This window comes from Pseudomonas sp. MF6394 (assembly GCF_002018845.1).
Classification (GTDB): Bacteria; Pseudomonadota; Gammaproteobacteria; order Pseudomonadales; family Pseudomonadaceae; genus Aquipseudomonas; species Aquipseudomonas lactis.
In genome coordinates, this window is sequence record NZ_MVOJ01000038.1 from 37,112 (window position 1) to 54,137 (window position 17,026).

Here is a 17,026-nt window from a genome sequence, read left to right on the forward strand (position 1 = left end):
CCATCTAAAAAGAACCCCAACTATAGAGACGAAAACCCGCCACGCAAATCCCCGTTGCGCGCCAGGAACCGGCCTGCTCTCTCACCGTTGGCCTGCCCCTCGCGATAGCTCAAGACGCCATTGACCCACACCCCCTCAATCCCTTCAGCGGCGCGCTGGGGTGCCTTGAAATCGGCCACATCTCGCACCCGCTGCGGGTCGAATAACACCAGGTCGGCACAGTGCCCTTCACGGATCTCACCACGCTCGGCCAGCCCAAAGCGCGCCGCCGACAAGCCAGTCATCTTGTGCACCGCCGTGTGCAACGGGAACAAGCCGACATCCCGGCTGAAATGCCCCAGCACCCGTGGGAAGGCGCCCCACAAGCGCGGGTGAGGAAACGGGTCTTCGGGCAACCCATCCGACCCCACCATCGATAACGGATGCGCAAGAATGCGTCGTACATCTGCCTCATCCATGCCGTAGTACACCGCGCCCGCAGGTTGCAAACGGCGGGCGGCATCCATCAGCGAAACGCCCCACTCGGCGGCAATCTCCTGCAAATCGCGCCCACTCATCTCCGGGTGCGGTGTGGACCAGGTGATAGTGATGCGAAACGCGTCGGTCACTTGCTTGAGGTCCAGGGTCGAGGAGCTGGCTGCATAAGGATAGCAATCACAGCCCACCGGATGATCTTTGGCCGCCGCTTCCAAGGCCGCCAACAGCTGTGGGCTGCGCCCCCAATTACCGGCGCCGGCGCATTTAAGGTGGGAAATGATCACCGGCACCCTCGCCTCGCGGCCGATCAAGAACGCCTCATCCATCGCCTCCAGCACCGGTTCGAACTCGCTGCGCAAATGGGTGGTGTACACCGCGCCGTAGGCCGTCAGCTCTTGGGTCAGTTGCAGCACCTCATCGGTCTCGGCGCTGAACGCACTGGCGTAGGCCAGGCCTGTGGATAAACCCAGGGCACCGGCCTCCAGGCTTTCCTGCAACTGCACGCGCATGGCCGCGATTTCATAGGGTGTGGCAGTGCGGTGCAGGTCGTCCATATGGTTGCTGCGCAGTGCCGTGTGGCCGATCAACGCGGCGACGTTCACCGCCGGGCCGGCCCGTTGCACCGCGGCGCAGTAGTCGGCAAACCGTGGATAAGAGAACGCCTCGCGGGTGCCCAGCAAGTTCATCGGGTCTGGCGGGTCGCTGCGCAAACTGACCGGCGAGGCGCTGATGCCACAGTTGCCGACAATCACCGTGGTCACGCCCTGGCTGAGCTTGGGCAGCATCTGAGGCTGGCGGATCACCACCGTGTCATCGTGGGTGTGCACGTCGATAAAGCCCGGCGCCAACACTCGGCCATGGGCGTCGATGACCTGCTCGGCCTGGGCTGTGGACAAGTCACCAATCGTGCGGATGCGCCCTGCGTGCACACCCACATCGGCGATATACCCGGGGGTGTTACTGCCATCGATGATCAGCGCCTGGCGAATCAGCGTGTCGTACTTCATATCAGTCTCCAAGCGGCAGGCTGCCAGGGCCGCCGCGGTAATCGTCCAGGGCGAGTTTGATCCGGCGCAGGCGTTCCTGGTTGTCGTCCGGCAGGGCCAGCGCCAGTTCAGTGGCGAGCAGGTCGATAGCCAGCAGCATGCCGTAGCGCGCCGCAGTGGGCTTGTAGATAAAACTGGTTTCCGCCGATTGCAGCGGCAGCACGACATCCGCCAATTGCGCCAGGGGCGAATCGGCAAGGGTGATGGCAATGATGCGCGCGTCGTAGTTGCGCGCCAGCGTCACCACTTCCAATAACTCGGGGGTCAGGCCCGTGAGCGAGCAGACAATGACGGCATGTTCGGGCCCCAGGGTCGCGGCCGTGACACGCATCATCACCGGGTCATGGCTGGCGGCAATCGGATAGCCCAGACGCACCAGGCGCACCTGCAACTCATCGCTGCACAGGCTCGACGGCCCGCCCATGCCGAACGCATGGATCATCCGCGCCTTGCCCAACAGCTTGACCGCATCGCCGAAACTGCGCTGGTTGAAACCCGACAGATGTAGACGCAACGTCGCCTCGATATCCCCCAGGATCTGGCGATGAAACGCTGACTGTTCTGGCTTGCCCGCCGGGTCGAGGAAGCGGCTGCCCACACCACTGGCCTGGGCCAATTGCAGGCGCAAATCGCGCAAGTCACGGCAGCCCACGCTGCGGGCAAAGCGTGACAAGGTGGCGGTACTCACCTCGGCCCGTTGCGACAGTTCCTCCAGGCTGGCGGAGGCGGCGAAGCCCACATCCTCGAGCATCAGCTTGGCGATACGCCCTTCGCCGGCACTGAAAGCGTCCTGGCGGGCGCGGATCTGATAGAGGATGTCCATGGGGGCTCCGGGTTACAGGCTCATAAAACAAGGGACAGGCCGTAGGTCAGGCCGAAGGCGACCAGCGAAATCAGGGTCTCCAGTACGGTCCAGGTCTTGAAGGTCTGGATAACCGTCATATTGAAGTATTCCTTGATCAGCCAGAAGCCACCGTCGTTCACGTGGGAAAAGATCACCGAGCCCGCACCGGTCGCCAGCACCAACAATTCAGGGTGTGGATAACCCAGGCCCAAGGCGACCGGCGCGACCACCCCGGACGCGGTGGTCATGGCCACCGTGGCCGAGCCGGTGGCGACGCGCATCAACGCGGCGAACAGCCAGCCCATCACCAGCGGCGACAACTGGAACGCATGGGCCAGGCCGAGGATTTCATGGGTGACCCCGGCATCCACCAGGATGCGGTTCAACCCGCCGCCCGCCCCCACCAGCAAGGTGATGCTGGCGGTCGGCGCCAGGCATTCGTTGGTGAACTTGAGAATCGACTCGCGGTTAAAGCCCTGGGCCAGGCCCAAGGTCCAGAAGCTCACCAGGGTCGCCACCAACAGGGCGATCACCGAGTTGCCGATAAACAACAGGAACTGGTTGAAACCGCTGCCCGGCGTGGAGATCACGTTGGCCCAGCCGCCGATCATCATCAACACCACCGGCAACAGGATAGTGCCCATGGTCAGTGCAAAACTGGGCAGGCGCGTACGCGGTTCACGCTCAATAAACTGGCGCTCCAGCGGGTTTTCCGCTGGCAAATGAATGTGCGGCACGATGAACTTGGCGTAGACGGGCCCGGCAATGATCGCCGTGGGGATGCCAATCAGGATCGCATACAGCACCGTCTGCCCGACCGAGGCGTTATAAGCCAGCACCGCCATCATTGCCGCCGGGTGCGGCGGCACCAACGCATGCACCACCGACAGGCCGGCAACCATCGGCAGCCCGACCATCAGGATCGACACGCCCACGCGCCTCGCCACGGTAAAGGCAATCGGTACCAGCAACACAAAGCCGACTTCGAAAAACAGCGGCAGCCCCACCAAAAACGCAATACACACCATCGCCCAGTGAGCATTGCGTTCACCGAAGCGGTTGATCAGCGTGCGCGCGACCTGCTCGGCGCCACCGGATTCGGCCATCATCTTGCCGAGCATGGTGCCCAGCGCCACCACCAGGGCGATATGCCCCAGGGTCTTGCCGACACCCGCCTCGTACGAACCCATGATGGTGTCCGCCGGCATCCCGGCCATCAGCGCCAGGCCGATGGACACCAGGGTAATCACGATAAAGGGGTTGAGTCGGTAGCGTGCAATCAGCACGATCAATGCAATGATGGCGATGGCAGCGTATGCCAACAGCCCGAAGCCCGGTAATGCGGCCATGCGGTACTCCTCGGAAAGGGTCACGTCGAATTGGTTGTGAAACTCATAAATCATTCCCGAGGAGCATTTTCAATTTTTATGAAAGTAATTTTCGCCCACGGATAAGCGCTGTCGCTGGGGGACATGCCCGACGGTGGCGGATGAAAATTCGGGGGGTGTTCTTACATGAAGATCAGAGAAGGCGGAAACTCAAACGCCGCCCTTGAGTCATAGACTGCGCATCCACTGCCCAGGAAACCGCTCATGATTCGCACCACAATTGCCGCCAGCGTCCTGCTCTTGTGCGGCAGCGCGTATGCCGCCGACAACCCTGCCTTGAAAACATGCATGGACAGCGCCAATACCACCGCAGACATGGTCAATTGCAATGCCAAGCAAACCAAGGTACAGGACGACCGCCTGAACCGCGCCTACAAGACCGCTCTCGCCGCCCAGGAAGGCGCGCGCAAACAACAACTGCAAGACGTGCAGCGCCTGTGGATCAAATACCGCGACGCCAATTGCGCCTTCGCCGGCAGTGCCACTGGCGGCACGATTGATCAGGTCAATGGCACAGGCTGCGTGCTGGACATGACCCAGACCCGCGCCCAAGAGCTGGAAGACCTGGTCGGCCCATAATAACGACCTCGCCCCCTCGTAATAACGACCTCGCCCCCTCTCGCCCCCTGTAGGAGCGAGCTTGCTCGCGAAAAACCCGAGCACGCCGCAGCGCATCAGAATGCCAGCGTTATCGTTGACGATTTTCGCGAGCAAGAACTAGGCGTCCCCCTCGCCCCTACAGAGGTAAAGGTTCAGTCGTGGTGGACCTTGGCGCGCTTGAGCAGTTTTTTGCAGCGCTCGGATAAATGCAGCACCCGCAGGTGCTTGCCGGCCTTGGTGTAGCGCTCGCGCAGGGTCATCAACGCGGCAATCGCCGAATAGTCGACAAAGCTCAGGTGACGGCAATCCAGCGTGACCTGGGCCGGGTCGTTGGCCGGGTCGAACTGGTTCAAAAACGGCGTGGTCGAGGCAAAGAACAACGTGCCGTGCAGCCGATAGAGCTTGCTGCCATCGGCCTCCAGGTGTTCATCGGCGTACAGTTCCCGCGCCTGCTGCCAGGCGAAGTTCAGCGCGGCGATGACGATACCGCACAGCACGGCGGTGGCAAGGTCGGTGAACACGGTGATGATCGTCACCGCCATGATCACCAGCACATCATTGAGCGGCACCTTGTTGATCACTCGCAGCGACGCCCAGGCGAAGGTCTGTTGCGACACCACGAACATCACACCCACCAACGCCGCCAGCGGGATCCGCTCGATCAGTGGCGACAGAAACAGAATGAACAACAGAATCATCACCCCGGCAAACACCCCGGAGAAACGCCCACGCCCGCCGGAGCTGAGGTTGATCACGGTTTGCCCGATCATCGCGCAACCGCCCATGCCGCCGAACAGGCCCGAGACCATATTCGCCGCGCCCAGGGCCACGCTTTCGCGGTCGGGATAACCACGGGTCTCGGTGATTTCGTCGGTGAGGTTGAGGGTCAGCAGGGTTTCCAACAGGCCGACCATCGCCATCAAAAACGCGTACGGCGCGATGATGCCGAGGGTTTCCAGGGTCCAGGGGATCTGCGGCAGCGCGAAGGTCGGCAAGCCACCGGCGATGTGCGCCATATCCCCCAATGTACGGGTCGGCAAACCGAGCAGGTACACCGCCACGCCAACACTCAGAATCGCCGCCAGCGCGGGCGGTACGGCACGGGTCAGGCGCGGCAACAGGTACACAATGGCCATGGTTGCCGCCACCAGCCCAGCCATTACGTACAACGGCGTGCCGCTGAGCCAGGTTTCACCGCTCTTGAAATGCTCCAGTTGCGCCAGCGCAATGATGATCGCCAGGCCGTTGACGAAGCCGAGCATCACCGAATGCGGCACCATGCGCACCAGCTTGCCCAGGCGCAGCAGGCCGAAGGCGACCATGATCAAGCCGCCGAGCAACACCGTCGCCAGCAAATACTCCACGCCGTGTTGCACCACCAACGCGACGATCACCACTGCCATGGAACCTGCCGCACCGGACACCATGCCGGGACGGCCGCCGAACAATGCGGTGAGGGTACAAATGATGAAAGCGCCGTAGAGGCCCATCAGCGGGTTGAGATGGGCCACCAGCGCAAAGGCGATGCATTCGGGCAGCAAGGCGAAAGACGTGGTGAGGCCGGCCAGGGCGTCGGCGCGCAGACGGGTGAGGTTCATGGAGTACCAGGGAGTTGCGGGGGATAAGGCGGGGAATGGTACGGAATTGCGGCGGATGGGGCTAGTGAAGTGTCTGGTCCGATATACCGAGTCGCGCCTTTCGCGAGCAAGCCCGCTCCCACATTTGGATCTGTGAATAGATTCAAATGTGGGAGCGGGCTTGCTCGCGAAGGCAGCACCGCGGTGCTAAGCGAACATCACACCATCTCGTCGCGAATCCACTCCACCACCGACGTGCGCTGAGGCGCCCATCCCAACAATTCACGGGCGTGCTTGCCACGCACTCGGCTATTGGAGCCCAACCCGTAGTTGGCCATTTCATAGCCCCACTCGGCCTCAGCTTCGGCCAATGGCCAATCCTGTGGTTTGCCCAGGTTCAGGGCTTGGGCAATCGCCGTGGTCATGTCGATGAACGCCGCTTCGCTGCTTTCCACAAAGTAGAAAGTGCCCGGTACGTTCTTGGTCAACACCAGCAGATACAAGGCCACCACGTCTTCAATATGCACGTTGGACCAAATGTTCTGGCCGGGGCCCACATGGCGCACCACCCCGCTTTTGCGTGCCTGCTTGAGCAAGCGCGGCAATTGCACGCTGTCACGCTTCACGCCCAGGCTGTGGCCGTAGATCAGGGTGTTGCAGATCACCGCCGAATTCACGCCGTCGTTGGCAGCCGCCAGGATCAGGTTGTCGATGGCCACGCGGGCGGCCTTGTCGACGGTCGGCTCAGGCAGGTTGTCTTCGAAGTAGATGACATCGCTGGCCTTGCCGCCCGACGCATCCCCTACGATGCTCGAACCGCTGGTATGCAGGAACGGCTTGTTCGAACCTTTCAAAGCGGCCAGCAAGGTTTGCACGGCGCCGCGATGGTCGCTGCTGGCGGCGTTGATCACCGCATCAGCCTTCTGCGCCTGCTCGGTCAATACCGTTGCGTCGTCGAGGGTGCCAATCACGGGCGTGATGCCCAGGGCGGTCATTTCGGCAGCTTGCTCGGCGCTGCGCACCAGGCCGGTGACGTGATGGCCGGCGTTGACCAGGCCGGTAGCGATGGAACCGCCGATAAACCCTGCGGCGCCGGTAACGAATACATTCATGGAGGTTGCTCCTGACTGGGTAAGTAATGCGCCCAGTATCCAACCCCCACTGCTGCCTGAATAAGCCCGTGCGGCCCAATTCACTCTTGCGCTCAGATCACGAATCAGCGCGCATACCGCGCCAGCTTGGCCTGAATAAAGTCCAGGAAGCACTGGATGCGCAACGCCAATTGCGAGTTGCGGTAGAACACCGCGTGGATCGGCTGGCGATAGCCACTGTTGAACGACTCCAGCAACGGCACCAGGCGCCCGGCTTCAAGGTCGTGCACCGTCATGAAGTTCGACAGGCAAGCAATGCCCTGCCCTTCCAGCGCCAACTGCCGCAAGGTTTCACCACTGGACGCGCTGACGCCGGGCTGGATCAGCCAGCGGTCACCGTCGCCATGGCGCAGCGGCCAGTGGTTGAGGGTTTCGGTGTGGGTGAAGCCTAGCAAGGTGTGATCAGCCAACTCGGCAACGGTCGTCGGCGTGCCGTGCTGCTTGAGGTAGCCGGGGCTGGCCAGGACATGCAGCGGCGTGCTGCCCAGGAAGCGCGCATGCAGGGTCGAGTCGGCCAGGGCGCCAATGCGAATGGCGATGTCCGTGCTTTGCTCCAGCAGGTCGATGATCAAGTCATCGCTGTTGAGCTCCAGCTGGATATCCGGATAGAGACTGCGAAACTCGGCGATGTACGGCACGATCCCATGCAGCATGAACGGCACGGCGGCGTTGATACGCAGGCGCCCGGCCGGTTTTTTCTGGCGCGAGGACAGGCGCTCTTCCAGCTCGTCCATCTGCGCCAGGATCACTTTGGCCTGTTCGAAGAAGTACTTGCCCTCTTCGGTCAGGTCCATGCGCCGCGTGGTGCGGTTGATCAAGGTGGTGTCGAGCTTGGCTTCCAGGCGCGACAAGGTGCGGCTGACCGCCGATGGCGTTTGCCCGACTTTTTCGGCGGCGGCGGAAATCGAGCCGCACTCGATCACGCTGACAAAAATCTGTAGCTCATCAGATCGGGCTTTCACGGGCAGTCCTTCATTAAACAGCTGACAAATGCCCGGTCATTATTAACCAGCCAGCAACAAATGGCCTCCCAACAACGCCATGCCGGTGAAAAATCCACGTTTAAACCACAGGGCACTGATGCGCCGACGCACCACCTGGCCCAGCCACATCCCCAGCAAGGCCGGCAACAGCGCCAACACCGACGCACCGACTTCAGCACCGCCCAACGCACCACGCCAAGCCAGCCCGGCGGCCAGCGCCAGTGTCGACACGGTGAATGACAGCCCCAGCGCCTGCACCAACTGATCACGGCTCAAGCCCAGCGCCTGCAGATACGGCACCGCAGGGATCACGAAGACACCGGTGGCCGAGGTGATGATGCCGGTGAGCAGCCCGCACAAGGGCCCCAGCCAACGCTCAGTGCGGGGTTCGACCCTGAAGGTCGGCAGGAATAACCCGCTCAAGGCATACACCAGTAACGCCGCGCCCAAGGCACGCACCACCCAAGGCCCACTGCCCATGCCCAGCCACAAGGTGCCCAGCCCGGTGCCGAGGAAAATCAGCAACAGCATCGGCCACAGGCGTTTGAGCAAGGCACCCAAGTGGCCGCCACAGGTGAGTTGCCAGAGGTTGGTCACCGTCGAAGGAATGATCAGCAATGCCGCAGCCTGCGCGGGCAACATAGCCAGGCCAAGCATGCCCATGGCCACGGTGGGCAGGCCCAGGCCGATGACGCCCTTGACCGTACCGGCCAGTAGGAAAGTGGTGATGACCAACGCTGTCAGGGCGGGGCCGAGGTTTTGGTAGAACGCGAGGAAGGTATTCATGCGCCGATTGTGCAGGGCAGGAGAGAGGCTGAAAATTCGCCATATACTGAGGCAGCCTCTTGTTTTGTGTGAGGCTGATACCGCTATCGCAGGCAAGCCAGCTCCCACACCTTGAATTGTGAATACATTCAAATGTGTGAGCTGGCTTGCCTGCGATGAGGCCCCTCCAGTCACTGGGATACTTCATGCACTTTGACCTGATCGACCTGCGCCTTTACCTGCACATCCTGGACACCGGCAATATCACCGCCGGCGCGGCCCGCAGCCACCTGTCCCTGGCTGCCGCCAGTGCACGCATCCGAGCCATGGAGTCTTCACTGGGCATCGCGTTTCTCGAGCGCGGCCGCCGTGGCGTCACCCCGACACCCGCGGGCAAAGCCCTGGCGCGGCATGCTCGCCTGCTGTTGCAACAGGCCGACCACCTGCAACAGGACTTGGCCGAATACGCCAATGGCGTCAAAGGCCAGGTACGCTTGCTATGCAACACCACCGCCCTCAGCGAATACCGGCCGGAACTGCTCGCACAGTTTCTGCGCAAACACCCCAACCTCGATATCGACCTGCAAGAGTTGCCCAGCCTGCGCATTACCCACGCCTTGCGCCAGGGCACCGCCGACCTGGGGATTATTTCCGATGCGGTAGACACCCACGGCTTGCAGACCCTGGCGTTTCGCGACGACCCGCTGGTGCTGATCATGCCCCTGGACCACCCGTTGACCAGCGCGAGTTTTATCGACAGCTTGCAATACGACTACGTCAGCCTGGCAGCCAACAGCGCGCTGGCGGTGTACCTGGAGGAACAGGCGTTGCACGCAGGCTTTCGCCTGCACACACGTATCCGCGCCGATAGCTTTGACGGGGTGATTCGCATGGTCGCCGGCGGTGCCGGCCTGGGCATCGTGCCTCAGGCCGCCTTGGACCGTTGGCCACCTGCGCGCCGCTTCAAGGCTCACCCCCTGCAAGAGGAATGGGCCTGCCGCAAACTGCTGTTATGCGCACGCTCGTTCGAGCAATTGCCCGGTTACGCCAGCACCTTACTCGCTGCGCTCAAGGCACCCTGTAGGAGCGAGCTTGCTCGCGAAGATCGTCAACGATAACGCGAGCTATCTGGTTTAACGTGGGGCTCTCGGGTTTTTCGCGAGCAAGCTCGCTCCTACAGATGATGTACGTTTGTGGAAGAAGGTGTAGTAGACCGCCGACAGAATCAGCAGGAACGGCACGCCAAACACCAGCGTCATCTTGAACGCTTCGGTGAAATAGGTGGTGATCATCACCGCCCCCATCAGCACCAGCCCCAGCAGCGTGCTGTAGGGAAAAAACCGCAACTGGAACGACAACTTCGCCCCGCCATGACGCTTGCGATAGCGGCGGAAAAACAGGTGCGTGAGGAAGATCATGAACCAGGTGAAGATCGCGCCAAACATCGAGATCGCCATCATCAGGGTGAACGAGCTTTCCGGGTACACCACGTTGAGCAAGGTCGCCAGGGCAATGCCCGAGCTGGACAGCAGCAGCGCATTCAGCGGGATGCCGTTCTTGCTCAACGCGCCCATGGACTTGGGCGCAAAACCGGCGCGCGACAGGCTGAACATCATGCGCGTGGTGATGTAGAGCTGGCTGTTCATGGCCGACAGCGCCGCGATCAGGATCACGAAATTCATCACCCCGGTGGCGCCGGGAATGCCGATGGTCTGCATCACCGTAACAAACGGGCTCTGGGCCTGGCCGGCCTGGTTCCAGGGCACGATGGCGAGCATCAGCGCCAGGGTCAGCAGGTAGAACACCACCAACCGCACGATGGTAGCGCGAAAGGCTTTCTTCACCGCCTGCTCCGGGTCGGCGGCTTCACCGGCGGCCACGGCGATCATCTCGACGCTGAGGTAGCTGAAGATCGACACGATCACCGCGATCCACATGCCACTCAAGCCATGGGGAAAAAACCCGTCGTGGGCCGTGTAGTTCTGTACCCCGTAGTCAGGGTTGCCGGAGCCGAACACCACATACACCGCCAGGATGATGAAACCGACAATGGCGCTGATCTTGATCGTCGAGAACCAGTATTCGAAGTTGCCGAAGGTCTTCACGCTGATCGCATTGAGCACAATCAGCACACTGGAGAACGACACGATCCATACCCACTCCGGCACGTTGGCGAACCAGTACTTCATGTACATCGCCACCGCCGTGACCTCGGCGCCCACCGCCAGCACAATCGCCGCCCAGTAGGCATACCGCACCAGGAACCCGGCCAACGGGCTGATGTAGAACTCGGCATAGGCGCCAAAGGAGCCGGAGGTGGAATGGGCCACCGTCATCTCCGCCAGGCAGCCCATCAGCAGCAAGGTAATCAACGCGCCGATAGCGTAGCTCACCAGCACGCTCGGCCCGGCATAACCGATGGCGTAGGCGCTGCCCATGAACAGCCCGGTGCCGATGGCGCCACCGATGGCGATCATGCTCATCTGGCCGGAAGTGAGCTGGCGCCTCAGGCCCAGTTCACGGTGGGTAATCTCTGCAAAGCCGTTGTCTGGCGTGGTCACTGGTGTGCCCCTTTATTATTGTGATTGCACAGTAAGCGCTTGTTTTCTGTAGGAGCGAGCTTGCTCGCGAAAAACCTGAGAACGCCGCGTGCATTCAGCATTCGCGCGTTATTGTTGACGATCTTCGCGAGCAAGCTCGCTCCTACAGTGGGTTTGTGTTGTTAGGTGACGCTGTTGCGCACTTTGAATTGCGCCTGGTCCCACGTGCGCTTGTCGAGTATTTCTCCGAGGATTTCCACGGCGTCCCATACCTCGGTGAAGCTTGTGTACAAAGGCGTGAAGCCAAAACGCATGATCCGCGGTTCACGGTAATCGCCGATCACGCCTCGGGCGATCAAGGCCTGGATCACCGCGTAACCTTCGGGGTGTTCAAAGCTGACGTGGCTGCCGCGCCGGGCGTGTTCACGCGGGGTGATCAGTTCCAGGCCGTGGGCGGCGCAGCGGCTTTCGACCAATGCGATAAACAGGTCGGTCAGTGCCAGGGATTTGCTGCGCAGGCTGGCCATGTCGGTCTGGGCAAAAATCTCCAGGCCACACTCCACCATGGCCAGCGAGGTAATCGGCTGCGTACCGCACAGGTAGCGAGCGATGCCGGCGCTGGGGGCGTAGGTAGACTCCATGGCGAACTGCCGGGTATGCCCGAACCATCCGGACAACGGCTGGCGCACCACATCGACCAACGCCGGGTTGACCCACACAAACGCCTGGGAGCCCGGGCCGCCGTTGAGGTATTTGTAGGTGCAGCCAATTGCATAATCCGCATTGGCCTGGTGCAGGTCGACAGGCACCGCGCCCGCAGAATGCGCCAGGTCCCAGATGCTCAGCGCGCCGCACTCGTGGCTCAGTGCGGTCAGCGCCGCCATGTCGTACATGTAGCCGGTCTTGTAGTTGACGTGGGTGAGCATCACCACCGCCACGTCTGCATCGATGGCCTGGGGCAGTTCGGCCGGGCTGTTCACCAGGCGCAGGGAATAGCCTTGTTGCAGCAGTTCGGCCAAGCCTTCGGCGATATACAAATCGGTGGGAAAGTTGCTCGCTTCGCTGACGATGACCTTACGCGCCGGCGTACGCTGGCGCTGCACACTCAAGGCGGCGCTGAGCACTTTGAACAGGTTGATCGAGGTGGTATCGGTGATCACCACCTCGCCGTCACGCGCACCGATCAACGGCGCCAGGCGATTGCCCAGGCGCTGGGACAAATCCGCCCAGCCGGCGCTGTTCCAGCTACGAATCAAGCCATTGCCCCACTCCTCGGCGATCACCTGTTGTGCCCGCTCCAGCGCCGCCACCGGGCGCGCGCCGAGGGAGTTGCCGTCGAGGTAGATCACCCCCTCGGGCAAGGCGAATTGGGCGCGCAGGGAGGCCAACGGGTCCTGGGCGTCGAGGGCTTGGCAATGGCTTCGAGTGGTCATGGGTCGTCCTGGTTTTATAAGTGAGGATGGACCAAATAATGAACGAACTTTTAGAGAATTTTCGTGCAAAGTGGTGGGTAAACGGCTATTTAAGCTGTAGGAAATTCGAATTTAACCTCCAAATACGCGGATATCTTCCAAGCATGATTCTCGACGCCACCGACCTGCGCCTCCTGCATTTCCTGCAACAGGATGGCCGCATCAGCAACCAGGAACTGGCGGAAAAAGTCGCGCTGTCGCCGTCGGCGTGCCTGCGCCGTTTGCGCCTGTTGGAGAGCGAAGGAATCATCAGCGGTTACCGCGCGGTATTGAATGCCGAGCAGTTGGGGATCGAGTTGGAAGCCATCGTGCACCTGTCGTTGCGCCAGGATGTGGAGGACTGGCATGAGACGTTCATCAAGAAGGTGCAAGGCTGGCCGGAGGTGGCGAGCGCCTATGTGATCACTGGCGCCAGCAACTATGTGCTGCGGGTGCAGGCGCGCAACCTCAAGCACTTCTCGGACTTCATCGTGAACCACCTGAACCGCACGGCGGGGGTGATGGATATCCGTTCGGAGATCGTGCTGCAGAAGATCAAGGACCGGGATGAGGTGTTGGACCTGGTCGTGCGCAAATAACACAAACACCCTAAAACCAATGTGGGAGCTAGCTTGCCTGCGATAGCGGTGGTGAATGTTCCACCGCTATCGCAGGCAAGCCAGCTCCCACAGTTGACCGAGTTGATCAGTCTTCCAGAGCACGCACTCGTTGCATGCGCTGCTGCTCTATTGGCGCATCCGCCACCTGCAACTCAAAGTCAAAATCAATCTGCGCAAACCGCCCCTGCACGCCAAACTCCCGCGCCAGTTGCGGGTCGTCGCTGAAGCGAATCTCGGCAATCAGCTCATCCCGGGTGGCATAGGCAAAGTCATCATGCAGGTACGGGTCATCCGACAGGTTGATCTGCGTGGTCAGGTGCCGGTGCCCCGGCGCCGAGATGAAGAAGTGGATATGCGCCGGCCGCTGCCCGTGGCGCCCCAACTGGTCGAGCAACTGCTGCGTCGGCCCGCTCGGTGGGCAGCCGTAGCCCGAAGGTACGATGCTGCGAAAACGGTAGTTGCCCTGGGCGTCGGTCTCGATGCGCCGGCGCAGGTTGAACTCAGACTGATTCGGGTCGAACCACGAATAGGTCCCGCCCGTGTTGGCCTGCCACACATCCACAATTGCCCCTGCCAACGGCTTGCCCTCGGTATCGCGTACTTGCCCGCGCATGAACAACGGCACCGCGTCGTCCTTGCCATCATCCAGCCGTGCCTCGTACTTGGACAGCGGCGCACCGGCCACGTACAACGGGCCTTCAATGGTGCGCGGCGTGCCACCCGACTTGCCGGCCTGCTCGTCGGCGGCGTCCATCAACAGGTCCAGGTAATGCTCCAGGCCCAAGCCGGCCGCGAGCAGGCCGGCCTCCTGGTTTTTGCCCAGCTCATTGAGGTAGTTGACCGCCTTCCAGAACTCTTCCGGGGTCACTTCCAGGTCTTCGATGATGTTCACGGTGTCGCGCAGGAGCCGGTAGATCAGCGCCTTGGTGCGTGGGTTGCCCGCGTCATTGAGGTTACCGCTGGCTTCTTCGAGAAACTGTTGGGCGTGGGCAGTCTGGGACAGGCGGATGGACATGGTGCATTCCTCATCTTGTAGTTATAGGTGCAAGCCGGCTCAGCGGTCGTCCGCATGGATCGACGACGGATGGCGGCACAGCGCATTCACTTCGATGGCCATGTAGGGGAACAACGGCAGTTGCATCAGCAGGTCGTGCAGGTCCTGCACGCTGTCGACATCGAACACGCTGTAGTTGGCGTAGTGCCCGGCGATGCGCCACAGGTGGCGCCATTTGCCCTCTTGTTGCAGGCGTTGCGCCAAGGCTTTCTCCTCGGCCTTGAGGCTGGCGGCGCGCTCGGGGTGCATGTCGAGGGGCAGGTTCACGGTCATTTTTACGTGGAACAACATGGCAAGGGCCTCTTAGTGTTTGTCACGGCGAAAGAACGCCAGGCGCTCTTCATCAAGCGTCAGGCCCAGGCCCGGCGCAGTGGACACATGCAGCTGGAAATCGCGGTACACCGGTGGCTCGGCAAGAATGTCTTCGGTGAGCAACAGCGGGCCGAACAGTTCGGTGCCCCACGCCAGTGTGTCCAGCGTGAGAAAGGCATGGGCCGAGGCCAGGGTGCCAATGCCACCTTCAAGCATGGTGCCGCCGTACAGGCCGATGCCGGCCGCTTCGGCAATCGCCGCCGTGCGCAATACAGCGCGAGGGCCGCCGTTCTTGGCGATCTTGAGGGCGAACACCGTGGCCGCGCCTTCACGCGCCAGGTTGAAGGCGTCTTCGACACATTCGATGGACTCATCGGCCATGATCGGCGCCGGGCTCGACAGGTTGAGCCGGGCCATGCCACCACGGTTATTGCGTGAGATCGGTTGTTCGATCAGGTCGATACCGTGGTCGCCGAGCACCTTGCACGCCCGCAGGGCCACGGCTTCATCCCAGGCCTGGTTGACGTCGACGCGCACACTGGCGCGCTCGCCCAGGGCCTTTTTTATCGCGATCACATGGGCCAGGTCGCGGTTGACCTCCCCCGCGCCGATCTTCAATTTGAAGAGACGGTGACGGCGCAGGTCGAGCATCTTCTCGGCCTCGTTGATGTCTTGTTCGGTATTACCACTGGCCAGGGTCCAGGCCACTGGCAACGCGTCCCGCACACGCCCGCCAAGCAGCTCGCTGACCGGCAGCCCAAGGCGTTTGCCGAGGGCGTCGAGCAAGGCGCTTTCGATACCGGACTTGGCAAAGGTGTTGCCGCGAATACTGCGCTCCAGGCGCAACATGGCGGCATTGACGTTACTCGCGTCCTGGCCGATCAGCAGCGGCGCGAAGTGGCGGTCGATATTGACCTTGATGCTGTCGGGGCTCTCGTTGCCGTAGCTCAGGCCGCCGATGGTGGTGGCTTCACCGATGCCTTCGATGCCGTCGGTGCAACGCAGACGGATGATAACGAGGGTCTGGTTTTGCATCGTGTGCATCGCCAGCTTGTGCGGGCGTATGGTGGGGAGGTCGACGATGACAGTTTCGATCGACTTGATGGCGCAAATCGGCATGGCAATACCCGTTGGGTTCTTTATAGATTTGCGTCGATTCTGTTCCGCATTTTTTCGGGCTTCCAATATAGAATTGGTCTCAAGCAATACCCTCAAGGTATAAAAGGAGTCGATATGGAACTGCGTCACCTGCGCTACTTCCAGGTGTTGGGCGAGACCCTCAACTTCACCCGTGCCGCCGAACGTTTGCACATCGCCCAGCCGCCGTTGAGCCGGCAGATCCAGCAACTGGAGGATGAACTCGGGGTGGTGTTGCTGGAACGCAGTCGGCCATTGCGCCTGACCGAGGCCGGACGGTTTTTCTATGAGCATGCCAATGTGTTGCTCGAACAACTGGGCAAGGTCTGCGATAACACTCGGCGCATCGGCCAAGGCGAGAAAACCTGGCTGGGCATCGGCTTTGCGCCCTCGACCTTGTACGGCGTGCTGCCGGAATTGATTCGGCGCCTGCGCACTCACGAGGCCCTGGAACTGGAGTTGGGCTTGTCGGAGATGACGACGTTGCAGCAGGTCGAAGCGCTCAAGGCGGGCCGCATTGACGTGGGCTTCGGGCGTATTCGCATTGACGACCCGGCCATCGTCCAGCGTGTATTGGTGGAAGACCGCCTGGTGGCCGTGCTGCCCAGCGGTCACCCGTTGCTGGGCGCCCCGGCCACCCTCGCCCAGTTGGCCGCCGAACCCTTTGTGCTCTACCCCGGCAACCCGCGCCCCAGTTATGCCGACCATGTGATCGCACTGTTCGACGCCCATGGCTTGAGCGTGAAGGTGGCGCAGTGGACCAACGAATTGCAGACCGCTATCGGCCTGGTCGGCGCAGGCATGGGGGTGACGCTGGTGCCGGCGTCGGTGCAGGTGCTGCATCGGGCGGATATTGGCTATACGCCGGTGGTGGAGGCAACGGCGAGCTCGCCGATCATCCTCAGCCGGCGGGTGAATGATCAGTCGCCGGGGCTGACTCATTGCCTGCAACTGGTTGAAGAGTTGATCTGAGATTTTCCAGGCGCCCCATAGTCCATGTGGGAGCTGGCTTGCCTGCGATGGCGTTGGATCAGTTGGCATCGTATTGATTGGCCGACCGCTATCGCAGGCAAGCCAGCTC

The 17,026-nt window shown here is 61.6% G+C and carries 16 protein-coding genes; 4 read left to right on the top strand and 12 right to left on the bottom strand.

Annotated features, from left to right (window positions below):
* Positions 1-20: 20 nt before the first annotated feature.
* Genes MF6394_RS28400 through MF6394_RS28410 form a run of 3 tightly spaced genes read right to left on the bottom strand, consistent with a single transcriptional unit; the run spans position 21 to position 3,770 of the window.
* Positions 21-1,484: an N-acyl-D-amino-acid deacylase family protein gene (locus MF6394_RS28400; RefSeq protein WP_078468021.1), complete on the bottom strand. Its 1,464-nt coding sequence runs from the start codon at positions 1,482-1,484 to the stop codon at positions 21-23.
* Between the two features lies 1 nt (position 1,485).
* The gene (locus tag MF6394_RS28405) at positions 1,486-2,346 is read right to left on the bottom strand and encodes a MurR/RpiR family transcriptional regulator (RefSeq protein WP_044274366.1); all 861 of its coding nucleotides are present in this window, start codon (positions 2,344-2,346) and stop codon (positions 1,486-1,488) included.
* Positions 2,347-2,366: 20 nt separating this feature from the next.
* Positions 2,367-3,770: a GntT/GntP/DsdX family permease gene (locus tag MF6394_RS28410; RefSeq protein ID WP_032895331.1), complete on the bottom strand. Its 1,404-nt coding sequence runs from the start codon at positions 3,768-3,770 to the stop codon at positions 2,367-2,369.
* A gap of 189 nt (positions 3,771-3,959) precedes the next feature.
* On the opposite strand from MF6394_RS28410, the gene MF6394_RS28415 reads away from it, so the two are divergent.
* Positions 3,960-4,334, top strand: a complete 375-nt coding sequence (locus tag MF6394_RS28415) for a lysozyme inhibitor LprI family protein (protein ID WP_044274368.1) — start codon at positions 3,960-3,962, stop codon at positions 4,332-4,334.
* 173 nt (positions 4,335-4,507) lie between these two features.
* On the opposite strand, the gene MF6394_RS28420 is transcribed toward MF6394_RS28415, so the two are convergent.
* The 4 genes from MF6394_RS28420 to MF6394_RS28435 all read right to left on the bottom strand — a co-directional run bounded on the left by MF6394_RS28420 (position 4,508) and on the right by MF6394_RS28435 (position 8,852).
* Positions 4,508-5,953, bottom strand: coding sequence for a SulP family inorganic anion transporter (locus tag MF6394_RS28420; RefSeq protein ID WP_078468022.1), 1,446 nt, complete (start codon positions 5,951-5,953; stop codon positions 4,508-4,510).
* 197 nt (positions 5,954-6,150) lie between these two features.
* Complete coding sequence (locus tag MF6394_RS28425; protein ID WP_078468023.1) at positions 6,151-7,044, bottom strand: NAD-dependent epimerase/dehydratase family protein; 894 nt, start codon at positions 7,042-7,044, stop codon at positions 6,151-6,153.
* 104 nt (positions 7,045-7,148) lie between these two features.
* Positions 7,149-8,045 carry a LysR family transcriptional regulator gene (locus MF6394_RS28430; protein ID WP_044274372.1) on the bottom strand — a complete coding sequence of 299 codons (897 nt, stop codon included), beginning with the start codon at positions 8,043-8,045 and terminating at the stop codon, positions 7,149-7,151.
* 42 nt (positions 8,046-8,087) lie between these two features.
* A complete protein-coding gene (locus tag MF6394_RS28435) occupies positions 8,088-8,852 on the bottom strand; it encodes a sulfite exporter TauE/SafE family protein (RefSeq protein ID WP_078468024.1) in 765 nt (254 codons plus the stop codon).
* A gap of 185 nt (positions 8,853-9,037) precedes the next feature.
* On the opposite strand from MF6394_RS28435, the gene MF6394_RS28440 reads away from it, so the two are divergent.
* Positions 9,038-9,949 (top strand): LysR substrate-binding domain-containing protein, encoded by a 912-nt coding sequence (locus MF6394_RS28440; protein WP_078468025.1) that lies wholly within the window; start codon positions 9,038-9,040, stop codon positions 9,947-9,949.
* 15 nt (positions 9,950-9,964) lie between these two features.
* On the opposite strand, the gene MF6394_RS28445 is transcribed toward MF6394_RS28440, so the two are convergent.
* The gene (locus MF6394_RS28445; protein WP_069557796.1) at positions 9,965-11,392 is read right to left on the bottom strand and encodes an amino acid permease; all 1,428 of its coding nucleotides are present in this window, start codon (positions 11,390-11,392) and stop codon (positions 9,965-9,967) included.
* Between the two features lie 161 nt (positions 11,393-11,553).
* Positions 11,554-12,804: a kynureninase gene (gene kynU, locus MF6394_RS28450; protein ID WP_047711769.1), complete on the bottom strand. Its 1,251-nt coding sequence runs from the start codon at positions 12,802-12,804 to the stop codon at positions 11,554-11,556.
* A 143-nt stretch (positions 12,805-12,947) separates the two neighbouring features.
* Here kynU and MF6394_RS28455 point away from each other — a divergent pair, with 143 nt between their 5' ends.
* Complete coding sequence (locus MF6394_RS28455) at positions 12,948-13,421, top strand: Lrp/AsnC family transcriptional regulator (protein ID WP_003176072.1); 474 nt, start codon at positions 12,948-12,950, stop codon at positions 13,419-13,421.
* Positions 13,422-13,527: 106 nt separating this feature from the next.
* Here the strand turns inward: MF6394_RS28455 and catA are convergent, their stop codons facing one another.
* From catA to MF6394_RS28470, 3 genes are read right to left on the bottom strand one after another with little or no spacing between them, the layout of a single operon-like run.
* Positions 13,528-14,457 (bottom strand): catechol 1,2-dioxygenase, encoded by a 930-nt coding sequence (catA, locus tag MF6394_RS28460; RefSeq protein WP_047711770.1) that lies wholly within the window; start codon positions 14,455-14,457, stop codon positions 13,528-13,530.
* A gap of 39 nt (positions 14,458-14,496) precedes the next feature.
* Positions 14,497-14,787 carry a muconolactone Delta-isomerase gene (catC, locus tag MF6394_RS28465; protein WP_014719906.1) on the bottom strand — a complete coding sequence of 97 codons (291 nt, stop codon included), beginning with the start codon at positions 14,785-14,787 and terminating at the stop codon, positions 14,497-14,499.
* A 12-nt stretch (positions 14,788-14,799) separates the two neighbouring features.
* Entirely contained in the window at positions 14,800-15,927 is a 1,128-nt protein-coding gene (locus MF6394_RS28470) for a muconate cycloisomerase family protein (RefSeq protein ID WP_078468026.1), read from the bottom strand.
* 114 nt (positions 15,928-16,041) lie between these two features.
* On the opposite strand from MF6394_RS28470, the gene MF6394_RS28475 reads away from it, so the two are divergent.
* Positions 16,042-16,917: a LysR family transcriptional regulator gene (locus tag MF6394_RS28475; protein ID WP_044274383.1), complete on the top strand. Its 876-nt coding sequence runs from the start codon at positions 16,042-16,044 to the stop codon at positions 16,915-16,917.
* Positions 16,918-17,026: the final 109 nt, after the last annotated feature.

What these genes read in the sequence shown, in the direction of transcription:
- MF6394_RS28400 (WP_078468021.1), bottom strand. Translation starts at nt 1,484, where the DNA reads ATGAAGTACGACACGCTGATTCGCCAGGCGCTGATCATCGATGGCAGT.
- MF6394_RS28405 (WP_044274366.1), bottom strand. Translation starts at nt 2,346, where the DNA reads ATGGACATCCTCTATCAGATCCGCGCCCGCCAGGACGCTTTCAGTGCC.
- MF6394_RS28410 (WP_032895331.1), bottom strand. Translation starts at nt 3,770, where the DNA reads ATGATTTATGAGTTTCACAACCAATTCGACGTGACCCTTTCCGAGGAG.
- MF6394_RS28415 (WP_044274368.1), top strand. Translation starts at nt 3,960, where the DNA reads ATGATTCGCACCACAATTGCCGCCAGCGTCCTGCTCTTGTGCGGCAGC.
- MF6394_RS28420 (WP_078468022.1), bottom strand. Translation starts at nt 5,953, where the DNA reads ATGAACCTCACCCGTCTGCGCGCCGACGCCCTGGCCGGCCTCACCACG.
- MF6394_RS28425 (WP_078468023.1), bottom strand. Translation starts at nt 7,044, where the DNA reads ATGAATGTATTCGTTACCGGCGCCGCAGGGTTTATCGGCGGTTCCATC.
- MF6394_RS28435 (WP_078468024.1), bottom strand. Translation starts at nt 8,852, where the DNA reads ATGAATACCTTCCTCGCGTTCTACCAAAACCTCGGCCCCGCCCTGACA.
- MF6394_RS28440 (WP_078468025.1), top strand. Translation starts at nt 9,038, where the DNA reads ATGCACTTTGACCTGATCGACCTGCGCCTTTACCTGCACATCCTGGAC.
- kynU (WP_047711769.1), bottom strand. Translation starts at nt 12,804, where the DNA reads ATGACCACTCGAAGCCATTGCCAAGCCCTCGACGCCCAGGACCCGTTG.
- MF6394_RS28455 (WP_003176072.1), top strand. Translation starts at nt 12,948, where the DNA reads ATGATTCTCGACGCCACCGACCTGCGCCTCCTGCATTTCCTGCAACAG.
- catA (WP_047711770.1), bottom strand. Translation starts at nt 14,457, where the DNA reads ATGTCCATCCGCCTGTCCCAGACTGCCCACGCCCAACAGTTTCTCGAA.
- catC (WP_014719906.1), bottom strand. Translation starts at nt 14,787, where the DNA reads ATGTTGTTCCACGTAAAAATGACCGTGAACCTGCCCCTCGACATGCAC.
- MF6394_RS28470 (WP_078468026.1), bottom strand. Translation starts at nt 15,927, where the DNA reads ATGCCGATTTGCGCCATCAAGTCGATCGAAACTGTCATCGTCGACCTC.
- MF6394_RS28475 (WP_044274383.1), top strand. Translation starts at nt 16,042, where the DNA reads ATGGAACTGCGTCACCTGCGCTACTTCCAGGTGTTGGGCGAGACCCTC.